The 22,487-nt window shown below is 39.2% G+C and carries 17 protein-coding genes; 3 read left to right on the top strand and 14 right to left on the bottom strand.

The window, feature by feature from the left end; genetic code table 11:
• The first annotated feature begins 110 nt into the window (after window positions 1-110).
• The 3 genes from ACOEN1_RS08360 to ACOEN1_RS08350 all read left to right on the top strand — a co-directional run bounded on the left by ACOEN1_RS08360 (window position 111) and on the right by ACOEN1_RS08350 (window position 7,459).
• On the top strand, window positions 111-1,364 hold the full coding sequence (locus ACOEN1_RS08360) for a putative bifunctional diguanylate cyclase/phosphodiesterase (protein WP_422486414.1): 1,254 nt from the start codon (window positions 111-113) through the stop codon (window positions 1,362-1,364).
• Between the two features lie 5 nt (window positions 1,365-1,369).
• Window positions 1,370-3,700, top strand: a complete 2,331-nt coding sequence (locus tag ACOEN1_RS08355; RefSeq protein WP_422486412.1) for a diguanylate cyclase — start codon at window positions 1,370-1,372, stop codon at window positions 3,698-3,700.
• Between the two features lie 660 nt (window positions 3,701-4,360).
• Window positions 4,361-7,459 (top strand): PAS domain S-box protein, encoded by a 3,099-nt coding sequence (locus ACOEN1_RS08350; RefSeq protein ID WP_422486410.1) that lies wholly within the window; start codon window positions 4,361-4,363, stop codon window positions 7,457-7,459.
• 718 nt (window positions 7,460-8,177) lie between these two features.
• On the opposite strand, the gene prdR is transcribed toward ACOEN1_RS08350, so the two are convergent.
• The 14 genes from prdR to proB form a co-directional block, all read right to left on the bottom strand.
• Window positions 8,178-9,941: a sigma-54 dependent transcriptional regulator PrdR gene (gene prdR, locus ACOEN1_RS08345; protein WP_422486408.1), complete on the bottom strand. Its 1,764-nt coding sequence runs from the start codon at window positions 9,939-9,941 to the stop codon at window positions 8,178-8,180.
• A gap of 91 nt (window positions 9,942-10,032) precedes the next feature.
• A complete protein-coding gene (locus ACOEN1_RS08340; RefSeq protein WP_422486406.1) occupies window positions 10,033-11,178 on the bottom strand; it encodes a glycerate kinase in 1,146 nt (381 codons plus the stop codon).
• Entirely contained in the window at window positions 11,175-12,116 is a 942-nt protein-coding gene (locus tag ACOEN1_RS08335) for a DMT family transporter (RefSeq protein WP_422486404.1), read from the bottom strand. Before ACOEN1_RS08335 ends, ACOEN1_RS08340 begins: the two co-directional genes overlap by 4 nt.
• Before the next feature lie 36 nt (window positions 12,117-12,152).
• A complete protein-coding gene (locus ACOEN1_RS08330; protein ID WP_422486402.1) occupies window positions 12,153-12,623 on the bottom strand; it encodes a hypothetical protein in 471 nt (156 codons plus the stop codon).
• Between the two features lie 57 nt (window positions 12,624-12,680).
• Window positions 12,681-13,151 (bottom strand): N-acetylmuramoyl-L-alanine amidase family protein, encoded by a 471-nt coding sequence (locus tag ACOEN1_RS08325; RefSeq protein WP_422486400.1) that lies wholly within the window; start codon window positions 13,149-13,151, stop codon window positions 12,681-12,683.
• Complete coding sequence (locus ACOEN1_RS08320) at window positions 13,144-13,710, bottom strand: sigma-70 family RNA polymerase sigma factor (RefSeq protein ID WP_422486398.1); 567 nt, start codon at window positions 13,708-13,710, stop codon at window positions 13,144-13,146. Before ACOEN1_RS08320 ends, ACOEN1_RS08325 begins: the two co-directional genes overlap by 8 nt.
• A gap of 100 nt (window positions 13,711-13,810) precedes the next feature.
• Window positions 13,811-14,395, bottom strand: coding sequence for a hypothetical protein (locus ACOEN1_RS08315; RefSeq protein WP_422486396.1), 585 nt, complete (start codon window positions 14,393-14,395; stop codon window positions 13,811-13,813).
• Between the two features lie 147 nt (window positions 14,396-14,542).
• Window positions 14,543-15,772 (bottom strand): M20 family metallo-hydrolase, encoded by a 1,230-nt coding sequence (locus tag ACOEN1_RS08310; RefSeq protein ID WP_422486394.1) that lies wholly within the window; start codon window positions 15,770-15,772, stop codon window positions 14,543-14,545.
• 23 nt (window positions 15,773-15,795) lie between these two features.
• The gene (locus tag ACOEN1_RS08305) at window positions 15,796-17,043 is read right to left on the bottom strand and encodes a D-serine ammonia-lyase (RefSeq protein ID WP_422486393.1); all 1,248 of its coding nucleotides are present in this window, start codon (window positions 17,041-17,043) and stop codon (window positions 15,796-15,798) included.
• Window positions 17,044-17,288: 245 nt separating this feature from the next.
• A complete protein-coding gene (locus ACOEN1_RS08300) occupies window positions 17,289-17,573 on the bottom strand; it encodes a GIY-YIG nuclease family protein (RefSeq protein ID WP_422486391.1) in 285 nt (94 codons plus the stop codon).
• A gap of 386 nt (window positions 17,574-17,959) precedes the next feature.
• Window positions 17,960-18,934 carry a C-terminal binding protein gene (locus ACOEN1_RS08295; protein ID WP_422486389.1) on the bottom strand — a complete coding sequence of 325 codons (975 nt, stop codon included), beginning with the start codon at window positions 18,932-18,934 and terminating at the stop codon, window positions 17,960-17,962.
• A gap of 12 nt (window positions 18,935-18,946) precedes the next feature.
• Window positions 18,947-20,107, bottom strand: a complete 1,161-nt coding sequence (locus ACOEN1_RS08290; RefSeq protein ID WP_422486387.1) for a pyridoxal phosphate-dependent aminotransferase — start codon at window positions 20,105-20,107, stop codon at window positions 18,947-18,949.
• Between the two features lie 27 nt (window positions 20,108-20,134).
• Window positions 20,135-21,640, bottom strand: coding sequence for a murein biosynthesis integral membrane protein MurJ (gene murJ / locus ACOEN1_RS08285; RefSeq protein WP_422486385.1), 1,506 nt, complete (start codon window positions 21,638-21,640; stop codon window positions 20,135-20,137).
• A 44-nt stretch (window positions 21,641-21,684) separates the two neighbouring features.
• Window positions 21,685-22,482, bottom strand: coding sequence for a glutamate 5-kinase (gene proB / locus ACOEN1_RS08280; protein WP_422486383.1), 798 nt, complete (start codon window positions 22,480-22,482; stop codon window positions 21,685-21,687).
• Window positions 22,483-22,487: the final 5 nt, after the last annotated feature.

The following is a 22,487-nucleotide window of genomic DNA, read 5'->3' as shown; positions in this document are numbered from 1 at the left end:
TAAGTATCATTGCAGCAAAGATGAAATCAATGATTTATCAAAAATGATTGAAAGGTGGTTGTAAATAATGTTACAATGTGTGAGAAGCAGTCTAAATTCTTCGTGAAATAGTGATTTTTGAAGCTAATAAAAAACACACGTGGAATTTAGGTAATATTAAAGAGAACACAAAGACGAATAAAGCAATTATGCTAATTGGAATTAGTGATTTAGAAGCAATTACTTTGACTTATGGAAACAACTATGCAAATGAAGTTGTCAAGAACAATGTGGTTAGTTTAAAAGCTCTATGCGATAACTACGGAATGCTTTTCCGTTACTCTACAGCCCGATTTGTTTTAGTAGTTAATAATTACCCAGGCATCAAAGAACTTCAGGAATCGGCTTATGAAATTATCATGTCATATGACGAACTAAAACATAACGATAGTATTCCTTTAAAGCTCAAGATTGCGATTGTCGAAATAGAAGACCAGACTTTGTCTACAGATGAAGTACTGCAAGAAGCTTCTCTTGCCTTATCTTCACTCGAGGGTAATAAAGAAATTGTAGTAATTTATAATGAAGAAATTCAGGAGAGCATTAATCGTACTACACGTATAGAGGAGGCAATTAGAAACACGATAGAAGGAGAAAATGATTCTATATATTTAGTCTACCAACCTAAACTCGCTTTAAAATCTAATAAATGTCTTGGTTTCGAAGCCTTGGCAAGGATGCATGATGATGAGTTAGGAAATGTTTCGCCAGTGGAATTTATTTCAATCGCTGAAAAGAAAGCACTAATGTTTGAGCTAGGAAACATAATCTTGAAAAAAGCATGTGTTTTTGCTAAGAACTTAGAAGTAAAGGGTTTTGACAATATAAAGATAGCAGTTAATATTTCAGTCATTCAATTATTAAGAGATGAATTTTATGATTCTGTTAGGGAAATAATTAGTGTCACTCAGGTAGATCCTGAGCAATTAGTATTTGAAATAACTGAATCTGAAATGCTTACAAGTTTTACAGAAATCAATGAGAAATTGAAAGAAATCAGAGAAATTGGAATCTCAGTTTCAATAGATGATTTTGGTACTGGGTACTCTTCATTTTCTAGACTTAGAGATCTGAATATTGATGAAGTAAAGATCGATAAATCCTTCATTGATAGAATTTCATCTAATGCCGAAAAAGAGTTATTGACATCTGATATTATATTAATGGCACATAAAATGAAGCTGACAGTTGTTGCAGAAGGTGTTGAAGATGATGTGCAAAAAGAGTATCTAATGAGACATGACTGCGATATATTACAAGGATATTTATATAGCAAACCTTTGACTGAAGATGATTCTTTAAACTTTTTAATTGCGGAGAGGTAAATGAATTGAAGAGGCTACTATTTACTTTAATTTTAACAATGATTTTTTTTAGCGGATTTAATAGTGTATATGCTAACACAAATGAAAATGACTTTAAATCTATGTTTGATGAGAATGGGTCAATTATGATGCTTATTGATGCGCAAACAGGTTCAATAGAGTATGCAAATAGGGCAGCAGCAGACTTCAATAGGTATACTGTGGAGCAATTAGAATCAATGAAAATAACCGATATAAACAGATTATCTGCGGATGAGACTGCAAAGAAGATGCAGGATGCAGTATATAACCATAATAATCAATTTGAGTTTGTGCACCGATTAGCAAATGGTGAACTTCGAAATGTTGAAGTTTATTCTTCACCACATAAGGTAGATGAAAAAGATATGCTTCTTTCTTTAGTCTATGATATTTCGGAAAGAAAAATGCTGGAGGCACAGGATCAAAGGCAACTTAGAATACTTTACTCCATGGTCATATTACTATCTATATCAGCTTTTGTTATATTCATTAGTTACAGAAAATCAAAGAAGCAAACAAAACTTCTTTATAATTTCATACAATTGCGTCATTCTTTCTTGAATGCGTCTGAACAATTAATATACCTAAAAGATAATAACTATAAATATATTTTCGCCAACAAAGCATTCGAGAATTTCTATCAGACTGATGAATCTAGAGTGATTGGCAAAGATGATTTTGAACTTTCTAGCAAAGAATTTGCAGAAAGAATAAGAGAGACTGATTTGAAGGTTGTCAAATCAAAGTCTATCGTTGTTGATAAGGTTGTGTGGGAAAATAAAACTTTTAGGACTACAAAGTTTCCGGTAAGACTTAATGATGACATCTATGGAATAGGAGCTTATATCGAGAACATAACTGAAGAAACAAATAGAACCCTAGAAATAGAGCAAATGAAGGATCAATTAGAAGAATCTAATAATCTTCTAACATCTATTCTAGAAAGCACCTCTGAAATAAAGATTTTTGTGTTAGATGAAAAATACAGATACGTAGCTTTTAACTCAGGACACAAAAAGACAATGCGTGATATCTGGGGGAAAGATATTAAGCATAACATGAGCATATTTGAAGTTATCGGGAGACACAATGACATTGAGAAGGCTAAACGCGAGTTTGATAGAGCATTAGCGGGAGAAAGTTTTATCACCATCGAAGAGTACGGCGATGAAACCTTTGCTAGGCCTACCTGGCAAAACTTCTATGCCCCTATTTACAAAGAAGATGGTAGTATATATGAAATTTCATGCTTTACTATTAACATTACTGAGCGTATAGAAATAGAGAAGGAAATTGAACATATGAGGTATCATGATCCTTTGACCGGTTTATATAACACAGGATTCATGCAAGAAGAGATAAAACGGTTAGATGTTGAAAGAAATCTTCCCTTTAGTATTATTTATGGAGATCTAAATTCTCTTAAACTGGCTAACGATGTGTATGGACACGATACAGGGGATGCTCTAATAAAGCAAACTGCTGAAGCGATAAAAAGAAGTTGCAGAGAAGATGATATTATTGCTCGTGTGGGAGGAGATGAGTTTATAATCCTTTTACCTGCTACCAGTGAATTAGATGCAGATTCTGTATTGAACCGGATTATTAAGGAAGTTGGAAAAGTAAAAGTGAAAGCTGTTAGCGCCAGCATAGCATTAGGGAAGTCGACCAAAATTAACATTGGAGACTCTATAAACGCTGTGTTAAAAAATGCTGAAGAAAAAATGTACGAAAGCAAAAGTACAATGACAAATAAAAACCATATGGATCAATTAAGTTCAATACTAGAAGAGCTACATGAAAGATCCGAAAGAGAAAAAATCCATTCACAAAATGTGAGTGATATATGTGAAAAGATAGCTGCTGCACTTGATTTGACGAATGAAGAAAAACGAAGGGTCCGTGATGCGGGCTACTACCATGACATCGGTAAAATAATATTAGATGATCATATTTTAAATAATTTGGGGAATTTAAAAGATGAAGAATATGAGACGATGCGTAAGCATACTATTGTCGGTTATAGGATTCTTAATCTTTATAACGAAACAATGGATATTGCAGTCGGTGCATTGGATCATCACGAGCAATGGGATGGGTTAGGTTACCCAAAAGGTTTAAAGAAGGATGAAATATCACTTCTAGGACGTATTATTGCTGTTGCTGAATCCTGTGATTTTCGAACAAACCCGTATAGCAATTCAAAAATCTCGATAGAAGAAGCTATTGAAGAAATAAGAGAAGATGCTGGCAAAAGATTTGATCCTATGGTTGTGGATGCATTTGTTAAAGTAGTGGAACAAACAAAAGGTTAAAACAATCCATATTAAGAGTCGATCTGATTGTATAAATGATTATAGGAGGCGATATCTATATGCGTTTCCTACACTTTGGGTTTTCTAAAATTCATGTAAAATTAGTAGATATATTCCCTCAAACGGCAGTCAATCTTGGATATGTTCCCTAATACGACCCTTGATAAAAAAAGGGCTTGGAACAATAAATATGATAGCTATCCCCTCATCTCAAAACACGTGGAGTGCGTAGTAATGATGTCAAGGGTAAAGGGGTGAGTGTGTGCAAAAGGCTTGGAATAAGGGGATTTGCGATTATTGTTGTTCATAAACCGGAGGTTAAAAGTTGTGAATTTATCGGTTAATGGGAATAAGTCCAAGCATGCAAACTTGAGTGTGACAGAGCAGATTAGATGTCGGTACTTGCTGACAGAGTAGGTTAGATGTTAGGCTCTCACGAGAGAACAGATTGGATGTTTTTCGGATTTTCAGAGGTGGAGAGAACAGATTGGATATCATTTACTTTTTCTTAAGCAATTTACTTAACGCTAGCAGATAGCAATAGCAATAGCAATAGCAATAGCAATAGCAATAGATTAAAAAGGTGTTAAGCAGAAGGAGGATTCCTTTGAACTATATAGGTCGAAAAATATGGTTTAATGTAAGGGGAGGTATTATTAGATGGGTAGTAATAAAGACTTTGATTTAAAACTGATTATGGATGAGATTAAAGATATAATCAGTCAAACGGATGAAAAAGGATTTTTCCAGTATATCAGCTCTTCATGCAGCACAGTACTGGGATATAGTCAAAATTCACTAATAGGAAAAAGTGCTTTTGACTACATTCATCCAGATGATCGGTCAAGAATATTGGCTTTGTTTCAGAAAGGTATTGATACAAAAGGCAGAGACTTTCAGGAATACCGTTTTCAACATGCACAAGGTCATTATATCTGGCTGGAGTCAGCCGGGAAGGTTTTATTGGATCATGAGGGAGAGGTTGTAGGTGCGGTTATAAGTAGCCGCGACATTACCGACAGGAAAATTCTGGAAGAAAAGCAAAATAACTTTTTTAGCCTTTCCATTGATTTGGTGGGCATCGCCAATATGGAAGGCTATCTTGTGGAGATCAACAATGCCTGGGAACAAAGTTTGGGGTGGAACAGAGAAGAGCTTTTGAACAAGCCATACCTTGATTTTGTGCATCCCGATGATAGAGAACCAACCATCAGGATGGCCGATCAATTAATAAAGGGTGAAAAAGTCTATGCCTTTAATAACCGGTATTTATGCAAAGACGGTTCGTATAAATGGATTTCCTGGAATTCCTCTCCTGATGCTGAACGGAAACTGATCTACTTTGTAGCACGTGATGTAACGAACTATGAGGGAAAATTAGGCAAGTTATTTCATGAGATTCAGCAAAAGGATCAATATTTGCTATCTGTTATGGAGACTCAGGAGGAGATGATTTGCCGATTTCTACCGGATACTACCCTAACTTTCGTTAATAAAGCCTATTGTAAACAATTTGGATTTTCAGAAAAAGAATTAGTCGGTAAGAAGTTTATTGAATTAATCTCTGAATCAGATTACAAGAGTATTAAAGAGCATCTGGATTCACTGAGTATTAATTTGCCCACTAAAACCTATATACAGAAGATTATTAGTGATGATGGGTCAGAAATCTGGCAAGAGTGGACAGATAATGCCATCTTTAACACAGACAATGTTATCATTGAATTTCAGGCCGTTGGCCGTGATATTACTAAACATAAACAATTTGAGAAAACCATTGCTGAAAGTGTCAAGTTACTAGAAGAGACTCAAAGAGTTGCAGGATTGGGCAACTATGTTGTAGATTTAATTGGAGATACCTGTCAAAGTTCAACTGTTTTAGATGAAATACTGGGATTGGAACAAAATGATTTGCATCCGCTTGAAGTGTGGCCATCTCTTATCCATCCGGACGATCGGGAAGCTGCTTTATCCGCTCACCAAAAATCGATGGAAGAACATGTCAATTACCGTCAGGAGTGCAGGATTATTCGTCAAAACGATGGTGTTGAACGCTGGGTAAGTGACATCGGAGCGATAAGGACGGATGATCAAGGGAAAGCTGTAAAGATTATTGGAACTATCATGGACATTACCGAACGGAAACAAGCCGAAATTGAAGCACACCACCATGCTCAGCGAACCGAAGCCCTGCTAGAGATAGCGTCTCACCTCAATGCTGAATTGGAGCCAGCTAGGGTGAAGAAGATAGTTTGTTACGAAGCCTGTAAAGCCCTTGGAATGAGTATGTCTGCATATCTAAGATATGATAGCAATGAACGTGTTTTTAATCTAGCAGCTTCGGAAGGTCTGCCTGAGGAAGTGACTCGGGCGTTTGGGCCCCTCAGTTGGGATGATGTTGAATTACTACTTAACAAGCAGGGATACAGTATGGTACAAAATGCACCTGCTGTATCCAAACTGCCATATGTGCAGACACTGTTGAGCCACGGCATTTATTGCGTAGCCCACTCACTCATCAAACGAAACGGCTCGACTTTGGGATTACTTATTGTTGGAGATGAGAATAAGGTAAATCTATTTGAAGACTCCATCACCTTACTCTCAGGAATTGCTGATCAGGCGGCTTCGGCTATTACTAACGCTCGGTTGTTTGGAGAAGCAAAAAACCGCCTGAATCAGGTACAAGCCTTGCGCAACATTGACTTAGCCATAACCGGCAGTCTGGATTTGCGAGTCACCTTTCAAGTCGTTCTGGATGAAGTCACAAAGATGCTCGGAACTGACGCTGCAGCCATTTTGCGCCTCAATCCACACACCGGCGCCCTGAATTATGAGCACTGGCGCGGTTTTCGAAGTAGAGGAATTGAGGGGATCAACATCCCATTAGGCGAAGGGTACGTTGGTGCTATGGCTATAAATCGTAAATCTGTTCATATCCACGACCTGCGCGAACATGAACATGATTTTAATCATATCTCCTTACTAACAGAGGAGGGTTTCGTTGCATACTATGCCGTGCCCCTTATCGCCAAGGGAACTGTCCTGGGTGTGCTGGAGGTCTTCCATCGAGAACGGATTGCTTCCAATGGAGAATGGTTGGCATTTTTGGAGACTCTCGCTGGCCAAGCAGCCATTGCTATTGATAATGCTGAATTATTTTCAAAATTGGAGCGTTCCAACACAAACTTGCTCCGAGCATACGATGCGACTATAGAAGGCTGGGCTCACGCTCTTGACCTAAAAGATGAGGAAACTCAGGATCACAGCAAGCGGGTTACCGAGTTAACCATGCGTATCGCGAAGAAAATGGGAATAGAAGAAGAACATCTAGCCCATGTGCATCGTGGGTCTCTTCTGCATGATATCGGCAAAATGGGTATTCCAGACAGCATTCTGCTCAAACCCGGTAAATTGACGGATGAAGAATGGGAGATTATGCGCAAACACCCGGTTTATGCCTTTGAGATGCTTTCACCGATCAATTACTTACAACCGGCATTGGATATACCGTACTGTCACCACGAAAAATGGGACGGCAGCGGCTATCCTCGCGGACTTAAAGGGGAACAAATTCCTCTGGCAGCACGTATCTTTGCTGTTGTTGATGTATACGATGCTTTGACCAGTGACCGTCCTTATCGTGAAGCCTGGTCAAAAGAAAAGGCACTTGATCACATCAGTGAGCTAAGTGGCACTCATTTTGATTCAAGAGTTGTTGATATGTTTATTAAGATAATGAAAACCTTTGAAGGATAAACATTTCGTTAAGTTGACTGTATTTAAGGAAAAAATGTTAAATGGAAATCAAGAAAAATGCAAACTTGTAAACTTATGAACTCGTTCAAGCTATTTTAGACAAATTCCGATCTACCTGTAAGTCAAAAAAAACAGGCAAGGCACCCTACATTCACAATCGCGTAGAGTGCCTTGTTCATTTTTTATACTATGCTTTCACATCCACTGTCACGCCGGACTTGAATTCTAATTATAGCACATATTAATTTGTTTAATAAAATGAGCTGCATTGAGATAACTCAGTAATAACAATTTTATCAATTCGATATTATTATAATACAAAGTGACAGTAACCCGGAAATACACTTCCTTCATTTCATATCATCCTCCTTGTATAATACAGTTATAGAAATAATCAAATAACTTATACGAATATTCCCCCGCATTGTCTTATTGCTTCTTTTTTGTTTTTTTTCCATTTGATGAATTGTCTTTGCTTGTTAAGATATTATTTTAACTATATATGTCAGTCTATTGACACTTTATGAAATATATATCTGTTAAACAATAGATCTAAAGCATGGCTTAAACTAAATGTCCTTATCAAGTTTATCCAAATATAGCCATCCAGATTGGCCATAATGGATAATAAAAAAAAGGTGTCAGCACACTGACACCTGTCAATGTGCTGACACCCTATAATGATTTCGTTTTTTTATGGACAAAATTTGGATACTTACTACAAATACTCTACCAAATTACAGAATTTTATTTTATGATACAATGTGCTTCTTGGAATATTTAAGAGTTTAGCTGCTTGATTTTTGTTTCCATCTACGGCTTCCATGGCTTTTCTGATTGTTTCAATCTCCATGTTCTTGATATTTTCTTTCAAATCGTAGGTTTGTACGGTAATCGAACTATCTACATCATGTACTCTATCCAGCATTTCTTCTGGTATGCTACTTTTGGATATTTCTCCATTCTTGGAAAACACAACCAGATGCTCCACGGTATTTTTTAGTTCCCTGATATTTCCTGGCCAATCATAATCCATAAGTATGTGAAATACCTCTGCATCAATCTTGGGAAGGGATAGATTGTTTTCTTTGCAAAATTCATTCATAAAGGCTCTTATAAATATTGGTATGTCTTCCTTCCTGTGTTTCAAGCTTGGCAATTGAATGTTTACAACATTCAACCTATAGAACAGATCCTCTCTGCAGGTTCCCTCTGCAACCATTTTCTTTAAATCCCTGTGAGTTGCAGATATTATTCTTATATCTATATCTATGGGATCTTCTCCACCGACCCTGACCACTTGTCTGTCTTGAATAACCCTTAACAATTTCGCCTGCATATACAGTGGCATATCGCCAATCTCATCCAAAAACAAGGTCCCCTTATCCGCTAATTCAAGTTTTCCTATCTTTCCCTTGCTTAAGGCACCTGTAAATGCTCCCCCTTCATAACCAAACATTTCACTTTCAAAAAGGCTCTCTGGTATTGCACTACAATTTATGGCTACAAAAGGTCCCTTCCTGCCACTCGCCTGATGAATGGCTCTTGCAAAAACCTCTTTCCCAGTTCCACTTTCTCCTCCTATTAGGACACTGCTATTTGTTAGAGCTACTTTTTTGGCTTTATCAATTCTCTTTTTTATGATTTCACTTTTACCAATGACCTTATGAAACGAATGCTGGCCCTCATTTATCTTGTTGACTTCCAGCTGAAGAAAGCTAAGCTTTTCCTTTGTTGATTGCAGTTCAACAGAAAGATTGGCAGTCTCCGTAATATCTCTATCCGTAGATACGGCACCCACAAGCTCATCATCAACAAATATTGGCACGGCACTTATAATGACATAACTACCCTTTCTAGGACTGTGATAGACATTTTCTATTGGTTGTTTTTCCTCCAGTGCTGTCAGCAGCAAAGCAGTGGGAAAAAAGTCCTCCAACTTATTACCCACTATCTCTTCAGATTTTACCCCATATAGCTTTGTAGCCTGTTTTGACCATAATAGAACCATCCCGTCCTTGTCAATGACACATACACCTTCATGGATGTTATTCAGGACACTTTCCAAGGTTTCATACATTTTATCAATTTTAGAATATACTTTATTCAATATATCGTTTATTCTAACTATCCCTACAATTTCATTTTCTTTTTTTACCGGTAATCGTCCAATTCTTTTTTTTCTCATGATGTTTCTTGCTTCGATTGCCTTTTCATCTGCACCTATATCCACTACATCTTGTGTTCCAATTATATTTACCGATTTTTCCAGGTCATTTTCCAACTCTATGCTTTTTATAATATCCTTGAAGGTAAGCACAGCCATTATTTTTTCTTCATCGCCATACACAACTGTATCTTCTACACCTTGATCCAACATCTTTTTTATAGCCTCTCGTCTAGAGGACTTATAGTGTACTTTCACGATATTGGTACTCATAATATCCACAACATTATATTTGTCCAGCTTATCCAAAAACATAAATCCACTCCTTATATAAATAGATTTTGTTAATAAATTATCTATCTATTTAAATTATAAACAATGTTTTGGATTTTTACAAAGAAAACTTTCAATATGTTCTCAGATGTTCACCCAATTTTATGATCCTTGCCAGTCTTTCACCTGTATCCTTCAGAAGCATCTCGGAATTTTGCATTGCCTCCTTTAATCCAAGAGGTCTATCTACAATTGGAAGTATCAAATCTATTCCAAGGGAGTAAAGATCCTCAACTCCTTCACCGACTCCTCCTGCAATTGCAACAACAGGCTTCTTCTGTTTCTTTGCACGTTTTGAAACTCCCACGGGAACCTTTCCCTTGAGGGACTGACCATCAATTCTCCCCTCGCCTGTTACAACAAGATCAACATCCTCCAAGCGGTCGTCAAAATGAAGCATATCCAAAACCATCTCGATCCCAGGCTTAAGCTCTGCACCACAGAAGGCCATAAGTCCCGCACCAAGTCCTCCTGCTGCTCCGGAACCTGGTATGTTTGAAATATCCATTTTCATATTTCTCTTGATCACTTCTGAATAATGCATAAGGTTTTTATCCAGAAGCTCGACCATCTCCATGTCAGCTCCCTTTTGGGGACCATATACATGCGAAGCGCCATCCCTACCATAAAGGGGATTGTCAACATCACACATAACAATGATTTCAGCATCCCGAAGAAGTGGACTTTGACCTGATGCATCTATCCGCTCCAGCATACCAAGAGCTCCCCCTCCATCAGGAATCTCATTTCCTTGCTCATCAAGAAATCTATATCCAAGGGCTTTTGCCATTCCAACTCCACCGTCATTTGTTGCTGAGCCTCCAATTCCTATGTAGATCTTCTTATATCCTTTTGTCAAGGCTGATAGAATCAGTTCACCGGTTCCAAATGTAGTTGCTGTTAAAGGATTTCTTTCACCTTCCTTGACCAAAACAAGTCCAGAAGCTTCGGCCATTTCCAGAACAGCAATCTCCTTCTGAATTATTCCATATCTGGCTTCCACGAAATCCCCCAAAGGCCCTGTAACTTTCTCGTAGACATAGCTGCCACCAGTACCCTCAACAAGAGTCTCGACGGTTCCCTCACCGCCATCAGCCATGGGTAGCTTAATAAACTCAGTATCAGGATATATTTTAACAAAACCTTTTTCGATGTTTTCTGCAACCGTCAATGTACCTGCTGACCCCTTAAAAGAATCGGATGCTATTAGTATCTTCATTTTTCCGCCTCCTGACTTTTGTTAATATCTCTGTTTTTGTGAAATTTACCTGCCAAGACATTGAAATATCCGCTTACTCCTAAAAGAGCAATGGATATAAGTACAATACCAGATATAATTCTTAGATTAAGTGGCTCCGACAGGAAGAAGTAACCCATCATTGCAGCCATTACCATTCTGCTGGATGACAGCATTGACCCGGTTGCAGAACCAACGTATTTAAAGCCTTCAGTTGTAAAGACCTGCCCAAGAAATCCAGTTCCCGCGGCAAGAAGTACTATCCCCGCTGAATCAAGGGACAATAGTCCAATATCTTCGACAACAAACGGGAAATTCAAAAATGTTCCAATAAACATTAGGTAAAACAATATGATTATGCTGGATTCTGTTTTTCTTGCCTCAGTTAGGTATAGAATTGATGTTCCCGCAAAAAAAGCAGAAGTAAAAGCAATCAGATCTCCAATGTTGATGCTTTTTAGATGAGGATCCGATACGATATAAGAACCCACCAAAATCAAAAATAGATAAATAAATGCAGATGGTTTCAGCTTCTCTCCCGTTACAAATCTAGCCAGTAGAAATACAAAAACCGGATATGTAAGATGAATCATATTTGCATTTGTGATTGTTGTGTAGTTAAGTGATGCAGTCAAAAGAATCAAGGCAGATGCATTTAGTGCAGAACGAATAAATACCGGTTTTTTCATTACAGGTTTAAATGAAATTCCCTTAAAGAACATAAATGCTCCCAAGCCTGTTGCTCCAAGAAAATATCTGACAAAGGAGGTAACCACAGCATCCATTTCAGTGTAGTTGGATACCAGCTTTCCAAAAAAAGTACTCAAGGTAAAAAACAAAGATGACAAAAGCATCAGAAATACGCCCATTACAACCCTTCTCTCCAGTTTGATGCTTAAATTATAACATATTCTCTCCATATTAGGAAAAGCCCCGGGAAAAATCCCGGGACCAACTTAGCTTAAAATATTCTTATACATTTCTCTTTCAATACCAATATATTTTTCAACTTCTGAATGGAGCTTCTCCATTTTTTTATATGTGCTGTCATAAGTCGGACAGCCACTTTCAGGCATTGTGTAGTTGTTTGTGGCTTTCTTAAGCTTCCTAAACTCTGAAAGGAGTATTTCATTGTCTTTTTCAACCTCTTCAATAAGGAGTTTAATTTGACCTAAAAGCTCCTCTGATTGATTCTTTTCATAATCCCAGGCCATTGGTAGAAGAACCATCTGCTTCTTGACAAGAGCCAGTTCAAGTTCATTCTGTACCCTCCCGTATTGTCTGTGAACAGCAATCAGCTCATCCTTGCAATCTTCGTAATGCACCTTCAGAATCTTATATGCAAGACTCTTGATTACCGGTACTTCCTGCTTGATAAATCCGTGATGATTATCTGCTATGTCTTTAATTGTTTCCTTGATATCCATAAGTTCCCTCCCGTTCCTGCTTCTCTTTTGTTTAATACCCCAAGACATGTTCTTATCTCAGATTTTATCGTAAAAAAACGTCCACTCCCTCCATCCGGCTTCGCTCATCTTCCTTGGACAAATCTTCCTGCTTACATCAAAGTGTCTCGTTACTCTCTCCTTCGGTATCCCATGCCTTTCCATAAGAAGTCTGATCAGCAGGGTCCCCTTTTTCTTTGTCTCCTCCCAATCTCCATCCACGTTTATGCATAGCTCAACTCCAATGGAATTGCTGTTTGTGATTCCATGTCTTCCCCTGCCATCTCCACAGTGCCAGGCTGCAAGGGAATCCGGGACAATTTGAAGAATCTCCACGCTGTCTACAAAATAATGGGCCGATGCATTTCTTCCTGGCTTGTTGAAGTAATTGAAATGTGCGTCAGCATCTGCTCCTCTTCGCGGATTTCCAGTATCGTGAACTACAATATATTCCACACTTTTGCCCATCCTGTCAGCGTAGTTGCAACCTATGTGTTTTATTTTATACATCACTTGCCTCCATTTCTCTTCTAATTCGCTCCAAAGCCCTCCGCTTTGTATTTATAACCGTTCTGTAAGTAATTCCATTGCGTTTTGCAATATCTCCAATCGACAGGTTTTCCATATAGTAGCCTTCCACAACCTGCCTTTCCCTGCCTGGAAGATTCCACACCATATTCAGCACTGTTGATTGTTCCTCTCTTTTTACATAATCCTCCTCTGTTAGAAAGTCATCCTTTAGAAGTTCAATATACTCTTCACCTTCTTCACCAACAGGCACATTCAAAGAGAGTTCCTTCCTTATTCTGTTCTTGCCAAGATAAAGATATTTCAGTCTTGATTTTATGTATCCAAGAAAAGGTACGCTGTAGTCTTCCCTGTATTCTTCCATTGACTGTAAAATCATCAGCCTTCCCTCCTGTAGAAGATCATCCATCTCATCCTTTCTGTTATAGTATTTTCTGATTGAGGATATTATCAAGGGTTGAAGTCTCATTAAGAGCTCCTCCAAAAATTCTTCTCTTCCTGATAATGCATCAAGATATATTTCCTGTATTGTCCTTTCCAAGTTTTTCTCCTTCCAAGACGCCTTTTTGTATTCCCGGGTGACATAAGAATACCAGGAATGGAAAAAGAATAAAAAAATAGAGTAGCTGCTCTTTACACAGCTACTCGTATCCGTTTTCGATTTTCATAAGAATTGCATCTATCTTCATATAGAGTCTAGCAATGTCAGATTTCATTGCTGGGCCGTCCTGACTTGCGTAGTATTCAATGGCCTCTCCAACCAGCTCGGTCCTTTTCTTGCTCATCAGTTCCCTTACAAGTTTTCCCTGTCTCAATTGTTTTTTTGCCGTATCCAATTTGCAGAGACAAGGATGCTCGACATTATTATCCATTCGTACATATGTGACTCCTTCTCTGGAGAATATTTTTCTGATTCCATTTAGTTTGAAATATCCCATCGCTCCATCATCCTTCCCAATTGGCTCCCTTACCTTCAATTGGATGTAAATCCTATCAGGATTGATTGGTATTGGAAGATTGCTCCTTGCTGATATTAGCCTTCCGTAGTGATTGTTGGATGCCTTAAGGTCAAAGTGATGGTGTGAGCAAAGCTTTCTTAAAAAAGTTCTCAGTGTACAATTTATAACCATCACCTCTTCTTTTAGATGAACTTTGGTACAATTACCCGATTCTCCTTCGTAGGAAGGAATCATAACAAGAATATCCTGTTCAATCAATTCCTTCATATAGTATACCTCCCGAACAGCCCTTTGGCATGAGCCTTGTATTTCGATACCCTGGTTTTAATGAACTAAGAAAAATATACCAGAACATGTGTTCGTTGTCAAGAAACAAAAAACCTCCCACCACCAGGCAGCAGGCCATTTTAAAGGTTATTTGGAAATCTGGATAATCGAGTGTAGCATAAGCTCCATTCCATTGCCAAGGTCCTCATACTCTGTCCATTCTTCAGGTCTGTGACTTACTCCGCCTACACTTGGAACAAAGACAATATTTGATGGAGCTAAAGCTGCCATGACCATTGCATCATGAGCCGCTCCCGAATTCATAATATGGTACTCCAAACCAAGCTCGGATGCCTTTTCCTTAAGAAGCTCGGCATTTTCATCACTCATTTTAACAGGCGGAATATCTACTCCTCTTCGAACGTCAATTTCAACCGGATCTGAATATTTGATTTTCTCCAGTTCCTCGTTGATCATTTCGCTCATCCTGTTGATAACTTCTGATTCCGTAGCCCTAATATCCACAGAAAGCTTGACCAACTGGGGTATAACATTGGATGCGTTTGGATAAATGCTCATCTCACCTACTGTTGCAACTGCATCTTTGCCTGCTTCTCTTGCAATTTCATTAACTGCTACAATAAATTTTGATGCTGATACAAGAGCATCCTTTCTTCCAAGCATGGGAGTTGTCCCAGCATGACCCGAAAGTCCCTTGAACCTTACTTCATACCTGTCAAGACCCACTACTGAGTCCACAATTCCTACATCCTTGCCTGATTCCTCAAGCACTGGTCCCTGCTCAATGTGAAGTTCAAAGAATGATTTTATGGAACCCTTTTCCCTTTTTGCAGATTCCAAGTCAACTTTTATTCCACATTCCTGCATGGCTTCTCTTAGAGGCTTTCCATTGATGTCCTTTGTACTATCCAGCTCATCTTCCTTAAGCAATCCAGCCATTGCTCTAGTATTTGACATGGCATTACCGAATCTGGCTCCCTCTTCATCATTGAATGCTGCAATTTCGATTGGATATCTGTGAGAGATATTATTTTCCTTTAAAACCCTTGCAATCTCTATTCCTGCAATTACGCCTGCCACTCCGTCAAAGGGGCCTCCGCCGATTCCCGTATCATAGTGGGAACCTATCATAACAGTGGGCAAATCAGGGTCTGTTCCCTCTCTTCTTCCAAAGAGACTGCCGTAACCATCCTGGTAAACATGGAGGCCCGCCGCCTCCATCTGTGCCATTAGATACCCCTTGGCCTGAATATCCTCCTTTGAAAACGCAAGCCTGGTGACTCCTCTTCCTGGGGTACTGCTAAACGATGCCAGGTTATTGATATCCCTCTTGACTCTTTCCATGTTTATCTTCATTCAAATCCACCTTTCCAGTTAGATTAATCGCCTAAAAACTTGCTTCTTTCCTCCATTGGGACCAGGCTTCCTCCTGTTGACCACACCAGTTGAACTGGTTCCTTGTCAATATATCTATCCCTTGTTAAAAACAGTCCGTTAAAACCTGCTGCTGCTGATGGTTCAATAAAAATGTCTTCAGTCTCATAGAGAGCCTTCAAGTATCTGAACAGTTTGTTATCCTCGATTGTAAACGAGCCTGTCAGTAGCATGTCCATAACCTTGCCCACAAATGATGATGGTCTTCCAACGGCCAGGCCATCTGCCTCTGTTTTATTGTCAAGACCGATATCCTCCACAGATATCTGGTCGTGCTTTCCTGTTGCAAGTCCAAGAAGCATGCATGGTGAATGGGTCGGCTCTGCAAAGTAACACTCCACAAGGTCGCCGTAGCTTAGCTTAAGTCCATAGGCAACTCCACCAGGTCCTCCTCCTACTCCACATGGCAGGTAAACCACAAGAGGATGCTTTTCATCCACAATTACACCCATTTCTTCAAGCTGGGATTTCATTCTCATTCCCCCAACAGCATAGCCGAGAAACAGATCCCTTGAGTTTTCATCATCTACAAAATGGCTCATTGGGTCGTTGTCAGAGTCTTTCCTACCTTCCTCAACTGCCTTTGAATAGTCGTCAGGGTATTCTATCACAGTCACCCCTTTGGATCTAAGCATATCCTTTTTCCACTTCTTTGCATCCGAGGACATGTGAACCGTTACCTTAAATCCCAGCTTTGCACTCATTATTCCGATGCTTAAACCTAGATTTCCAGTGCTTCCAACCTGGATCCTGTACTTGCTGAAAAAGTCTATAAAATCCTTTTCAGCCAGTTTTCTGTAATCATGGTCATAGTACAACATACCATTTTCAACAGCAAGTGTTTCAGCATGCTTTAGTACCTCATAGATTCCACCCCTTGCCTTTATTGAACCTGCAATCGAGAGAAGGTCATCTCTTTTTAAGTACAATTCCCCTGGAATTGCCTGACCGATGTCCCTTTCAATCCAGCTCATCATTTCCGGTATGTGTGAAACAGGTGATTCTATAATTCCATCCTTTGATTCAGGAAATACCTTCGCAAGATATGGTGCGAAACGATGAAGTCTCTTTTCCGCCTCCATTACTTCATCTGATGTAATTGGCAGTTGGTTCTCTATTTCATTAAATTTTCTGTATCCGGGGTTGGTCCAGTAAACCTCCCGCATGGATTTGAGGTCATTAATAATATCCATAATATCCCTCCAATCTTAATAATCTCAGAATATCCTTCTGAGACTATTATATAATAAATTACTATTTTTGTCTTTATTGTTGTAGAGTAACAGCTAAAGTTAAAGAGAGATCCCTCCACTTCGGTAAGTATTGTCTTCCTGAACGAATGTGGAGGATCTTATCTTTGCTATACTTTATAGCTTTAAGACTCTTCGCAGGCTCAGAGTGACAATCATTCTCTCATCCTGAACGAATGTGAAGGATCTTATCCGTAAATGTCTTCTGTTAAATCTCTCCAATCAGGATTAAACTCTCTAATCAACTCATCTTTTTTGAATCTTTTCCATCCTTTAATTTCCTTTTCTCTCTTAATTGCTTCTCTTATATCATCAGTTGAATCATAATAAACAAGCTTATCTACATTATATTTCTTGGTAAATCCGTCTACTAACTTATTCTTGTGCTCAAATATTCTACGTTGTAAATTACCGGTTACTCCAGTGTACAACACCTTATTGTTCCAATTTGCAAGGATATATACATAATACAAGGTACCACCTCTGTACTTTTTTTATCGCATCAAAGATGCATAGACTCTTCGCAGGCTCAGAGTGAAAATCATTCTGTTATCCTGAACGAATGTGAAGGATCTTACTCTTTACTGAATTCATTTATTCAATTCGATTATTCTTGTCTCAAATAATTTAAGAAGCATAGACTCTTCGCAGGCTCAGAGTGACAATCATTCTGTCATAAGTGCCCGGCAATAGAACTATCCAAAATCTTTGATTTTGAGATATTTCATTGATAGGGTACCTGAACGAATGTGAAGGATCTTGTCTTTTAATTGTGATTTGCATGTGCCCAGCAATAGAATTCATAAAATCAATGATTTTTAATGAATTCATTGACAGGGTATGAATTGAGATTTGTGGATTAGACACTGTTTCTCAAATTAACCGGTCTTTCCCCTCTTGCAATCCTTCCGACATCCCTTGCCGTAATCCTCAGCTGCTGCTCCTGAGCCTCGTCTGAGAAGTATGCGCTGTGAGGTGTTACTATTACATTGGAAAGCCCCATCAAGCCCTTCTCAGCCTCTGTAGGGGGCTCATTAAGGAGAACATCCAGACCTGCCGCCATGATCTTGCCATTCTTCAGCATTTCATACATCGCAGCCTGGTCAATCACCCCACCCCTTGAAGTATTTACAATTACCAGGCTGTCCTTTGTCTTTTCAAAAGCATCTCTGGAAAAAATTCCTTTTGTATCCTCTGTAAGCGGCGAGTGCATTGTAATATAATCAGATTCCACAAGAAGAGTATCGAAATCGACCTTCTGGACCCCGTACTCTTTCATAATCTCTTCATCGACGTATGGGTCATAGGAAATCATCCTGACTCCAAAGCCTTTAAGCTTTTCGGCAACTCCCCTTGCAATTGAACCAAATGCAAAAATACCCACAGTTGAATCAGCAAATCTCTTTACATTTCCGATTCCCTTTACGCTCCAGACGTTTTCCTTCACATTTTCAGTTACATGATACAATCTTCTTCCACAGGCAAGAAGCAGCATAACCGCATGGGCAGACACCTCATCCACGCAGTAATCCTTTGCATTTGTTACTATTACTCCATTCCTGGTTGCAGCTTCAATATCAGCAGCGTCAAAGCCGGTGCTTGCAGCACAAAATGCTGTAAGGTTAAGCTCCTTGTAAAGCTCGTCATCCATTCTTTGATCCCAGGTTACCAGAATATCAGCATCCTTTAACTTTTCCAAAGCCTCATCTCTTGAAAGAACCGGCTTTCCAAGGAATGAAAACTCCTCCACACCTTCTTCCCTAATATATTGTTCAAGATTCTCGACCTCTTCATCATTCATTCCAGGTACACCAACAAGAACAACCTTTTTCAAATGAATTCCTCCTTATCTGAAAATATCCATTTCTTCAATTCTATCAAAAGCCTCGGCCATCTTCTCGACTCCAAGGGTGACTGCAATCCTCAAGTACCCCTCTCCTCCAGGTCCGAATGCGCTTCCTGGAACAACTGCGACGTGTGCTTCCTTTATAAGTTTTTCTGTTATCTGGGCTGAAGTAAGTCCCGTTTCCTTGATATTGGGAAAAAGGTAAAATGTTCCCTTTGGTTCCATCACATGGACTCCCTTAAGCTTGTTTAGTCTTTCATATGCATAATAACTTCTCTTTTTAAATTCCTGAAGAAGCCCAGGCTGAATTTCCTTCCTTAGTCTCAAGGCATGGATAGCTGCCCTTTGAGAAATTGAAGGAGCAGAATACACATTATTTTCATTTATTGACTTTATTACTCCAATAAACTCTGGCTTGGCAATGATATATCCAATTCTCCATCCAGTCATGGCATAATCCTTTGAAAAGCTTCCGAGTGTGATGGTTCTTTCTGCCAGTCCTTGAAGTGTTGCTGTTGGAATAAAAGGCATTTCGTAGCTGTAAAGTGTGTAGATATCATCGGCAATTACGAGAATATCGTGCTTCCCTGCCATCTCTCCAATCTTCTCCAGGGTTTCCCTGCTTAAACAGCTTCCAATTGGATTGTTTGGTGTATTTATTATTACAGCCTTCGTTTTCTTGGTAATCAACTGTTCCAACTTCTCCACATTAAGTTGATAATCCTCATCTTCTTCTAGAGGAAGATACACTGACACTCCACCCGCAAGTTTAACCTGATCAGAATATGGCGGAAAATAGGGCGAAGGTATAATCACCTCATCCCCTTCATCAAGAATAGCCTCCAGAACAAGCCACATTCCCTGACAAGCACTTGTGGTTACCATAATCTCATCAAGCCCAACCTTATGATTGTATTCGTCCTTGTAATACTTTGCAATTTCCTCTCTTAGTTCCTTTAAACCAACTGATTCCGTATATCTTGTGTATCCAGCCTTGGCATCCTCAAATGCCCCCTGAATTATTCTTTCATCTGTTATAATATCAGGATCACCGATGGTAAAGTTTATAAGGTCATCCATGGATGCAGCCAAATCAGCACTTGCAGCCAGCTGACTCTCATCCGCATCCCAGTATCTTTTTGCTATATGAGAATTTTTCATCACTTTTTCCTCCATCCAAACTGAAATCTACGCTCTGGTTACAAAAACTACCCCAAAGAATGTTCCTAACCCAAGAACAGCTCCAAGAACCACCATTACAATGCTTGCAAGGAGTGTCTCTCCAAGGTAATAGGTTACACTGGACATTGTTATCACTAGAACCGATGCCATCATCACACCGGCAAGTATTACCTTCAGGGATCTAAGTGTAAGATCCTTCCACTGGAGGAAATCCATCCGCTTATCGAGGTCATACACTCCATAGATGGCTACAATTATCACAGAAAGACTGCTCCCAAGAGCAATTCCTCCCGGTCCCATAAGCAATACCAACACTATATTGAGTATAAGATTTAAAACAAGTGCAAATGCTGCAATAAATATTGGCATAGTTGTATTTTCATTGGCATAATAAAGTCTTGTTACAAGTAGCATCAGGCTCATTCCAATTATTCCTATGGAATAGTAAACAAGTAAAAGTGCTGTTGCTTCCGTAGCCTGGGTGGTAAATTCACCTCTTTGATAAAACATCCTAACAATTGGCTCTGCCATAACAAGAAGCATTACGGTGGCTGGTACAACCACCATTGTAATAAGCCTAAGTGAGTACCTTAAGGACTGATCCACTTCCTCCTTGTCTATTCTGTGATCCTTCTCTGAAATCACAGGAAAAATCGCTGTAACAAGAGCCATAACAACAACTCCTACAAACAGGTCGATTATATCTTTTGCATAGGTTAACTCTGCAATTGTACCTTCAGCAAGAAATGATCCGACGGCGTTGTCAACAGCCTGATTAAGCTGGTTTATACCAAGACCGATTACTATTGGGAACAAAAATCTGTTAAGTCTTATAATGTTCCTATCCTTGGTCATAAGAATTGGCTTATACCTGTAACCCTGTTTTTTAAAAACCGGCTTTGCAAGCATGTATGCCTGAGCACCAACTGCAATAATTCCTGTTATCATAAGGCCTTCGAGTCCAAAGAACCTGCTCAAAAGTGTTAGATATACAATATATATAAGTGCATTTGCAACTCCGCCCTTGGCTCCTGCCCTGAACAGGTGCTGGCTTTGGAGATATCCACCAAAAATGGCTCTATACACATGAGCCATTACAATGGGTGCACCGTACATGAAAAGTCTCACCGACTGGTTATAACCTTCAGGTCCAAATCCAGGACCGAATAACCTTACTATTGCAGGTGCCAGAATGAAATTCAGAATCATTAGGACTAGTCCAAGGATTGTCCAGTAGGAAATAAGGTTGTGTGTAAACTCAAATCTGCCCTTTTTCCCATCCCTCCGGTCTATCTGATGATAGATCGGAATAAGTGAAACTATCAATGAATCTGCCACTATACCAATTAGAAATACTGATGCAGAAAAGGCCACAAGGTATGTGTCAGTTCTGAATGTAGCTCCTATAAAAAAGGCCAGTAGAACTCCCTTAAGGAAGTTCAACAGCCTTGCAAGCAACCCAAAAGTCAATATATCCTGTGTTTGTTTTCTAATTGTCTGAAAGGACATCATGCTAACTTCCCCTTTAGTCTAAATTACAGGACTTCCCAGGAAGTCTATGCATTCCTGGGAAGAAACAGTGTCCCTTTTTTCTCTCCTGCTGATATCTGTGTTATTATATCCTTGGTTTTTCCGTGTGCCACTATCATAGGTATCCCGTAGGCGTTAACCATCTTTGCAGCTTTAAGCTTTGTCTTGATTCCACCTGTTCCAAAGGAGCTTGTCTCCCCAATTGAGATTTCATCCTCAAGCTTGTCAACATCCTCCACAACATCTATCAGGCATGCATCTTCGTTCTCAGAAGGATTACAGTTGTATATTCCTTCAATATCACTTAATATAGTCAGAAGTTCTCCTCCCCAAACTACTGTTGTGTAGGCAGCCAGCATGTCGTTGTCACCAATTTTTATTTCATCCACGCTTATGGTGTCGTTTTCATTAACTATTGGTACAACTCCCTCATCGATAAGGGTAAACAGTGTATTTCTGATATTCAAGGTTCTTTCGCTGTGATCAAAATCCTCCTTGGTGAGGAGAATCTGCCCAACGTGTATTCCATGCTTGTTGAAAATCCTTCTGTATGAATCCATCAGCTCCACCTGTCCGATTGAACAGAGTGCCTGCTTGTAATGGATATCCTGTTGCCTTGACCATTTGCCAAGTGTCGCAACTCCCGCAATCCGGGCACCAGATGATACTATTATTATCTTTTTGCCCTGTTCCATCAAGGTTTTGACCTGAAGAATAAAATTCTCAAGAAAATCCTTGTCGATGGTTCCGTCCTTACTTGTAAGGGTGCTTGACCCCACCTTTATCACAATTTTATTTGCATTTCTTATTATTCTATCGTCCATAATAT

The sequence above is a fragment of the Gudongella sp. DL1XJH-153 genome, from assembly GCF_049310905.1.
GTDB lineage: Bacteria > Bacillota > Clostridia > Tissierellales > Tissierellaceae > Gudongella.
This window is presented reverse-complemented; position numbering and strand designations above follow the sequence as displayed.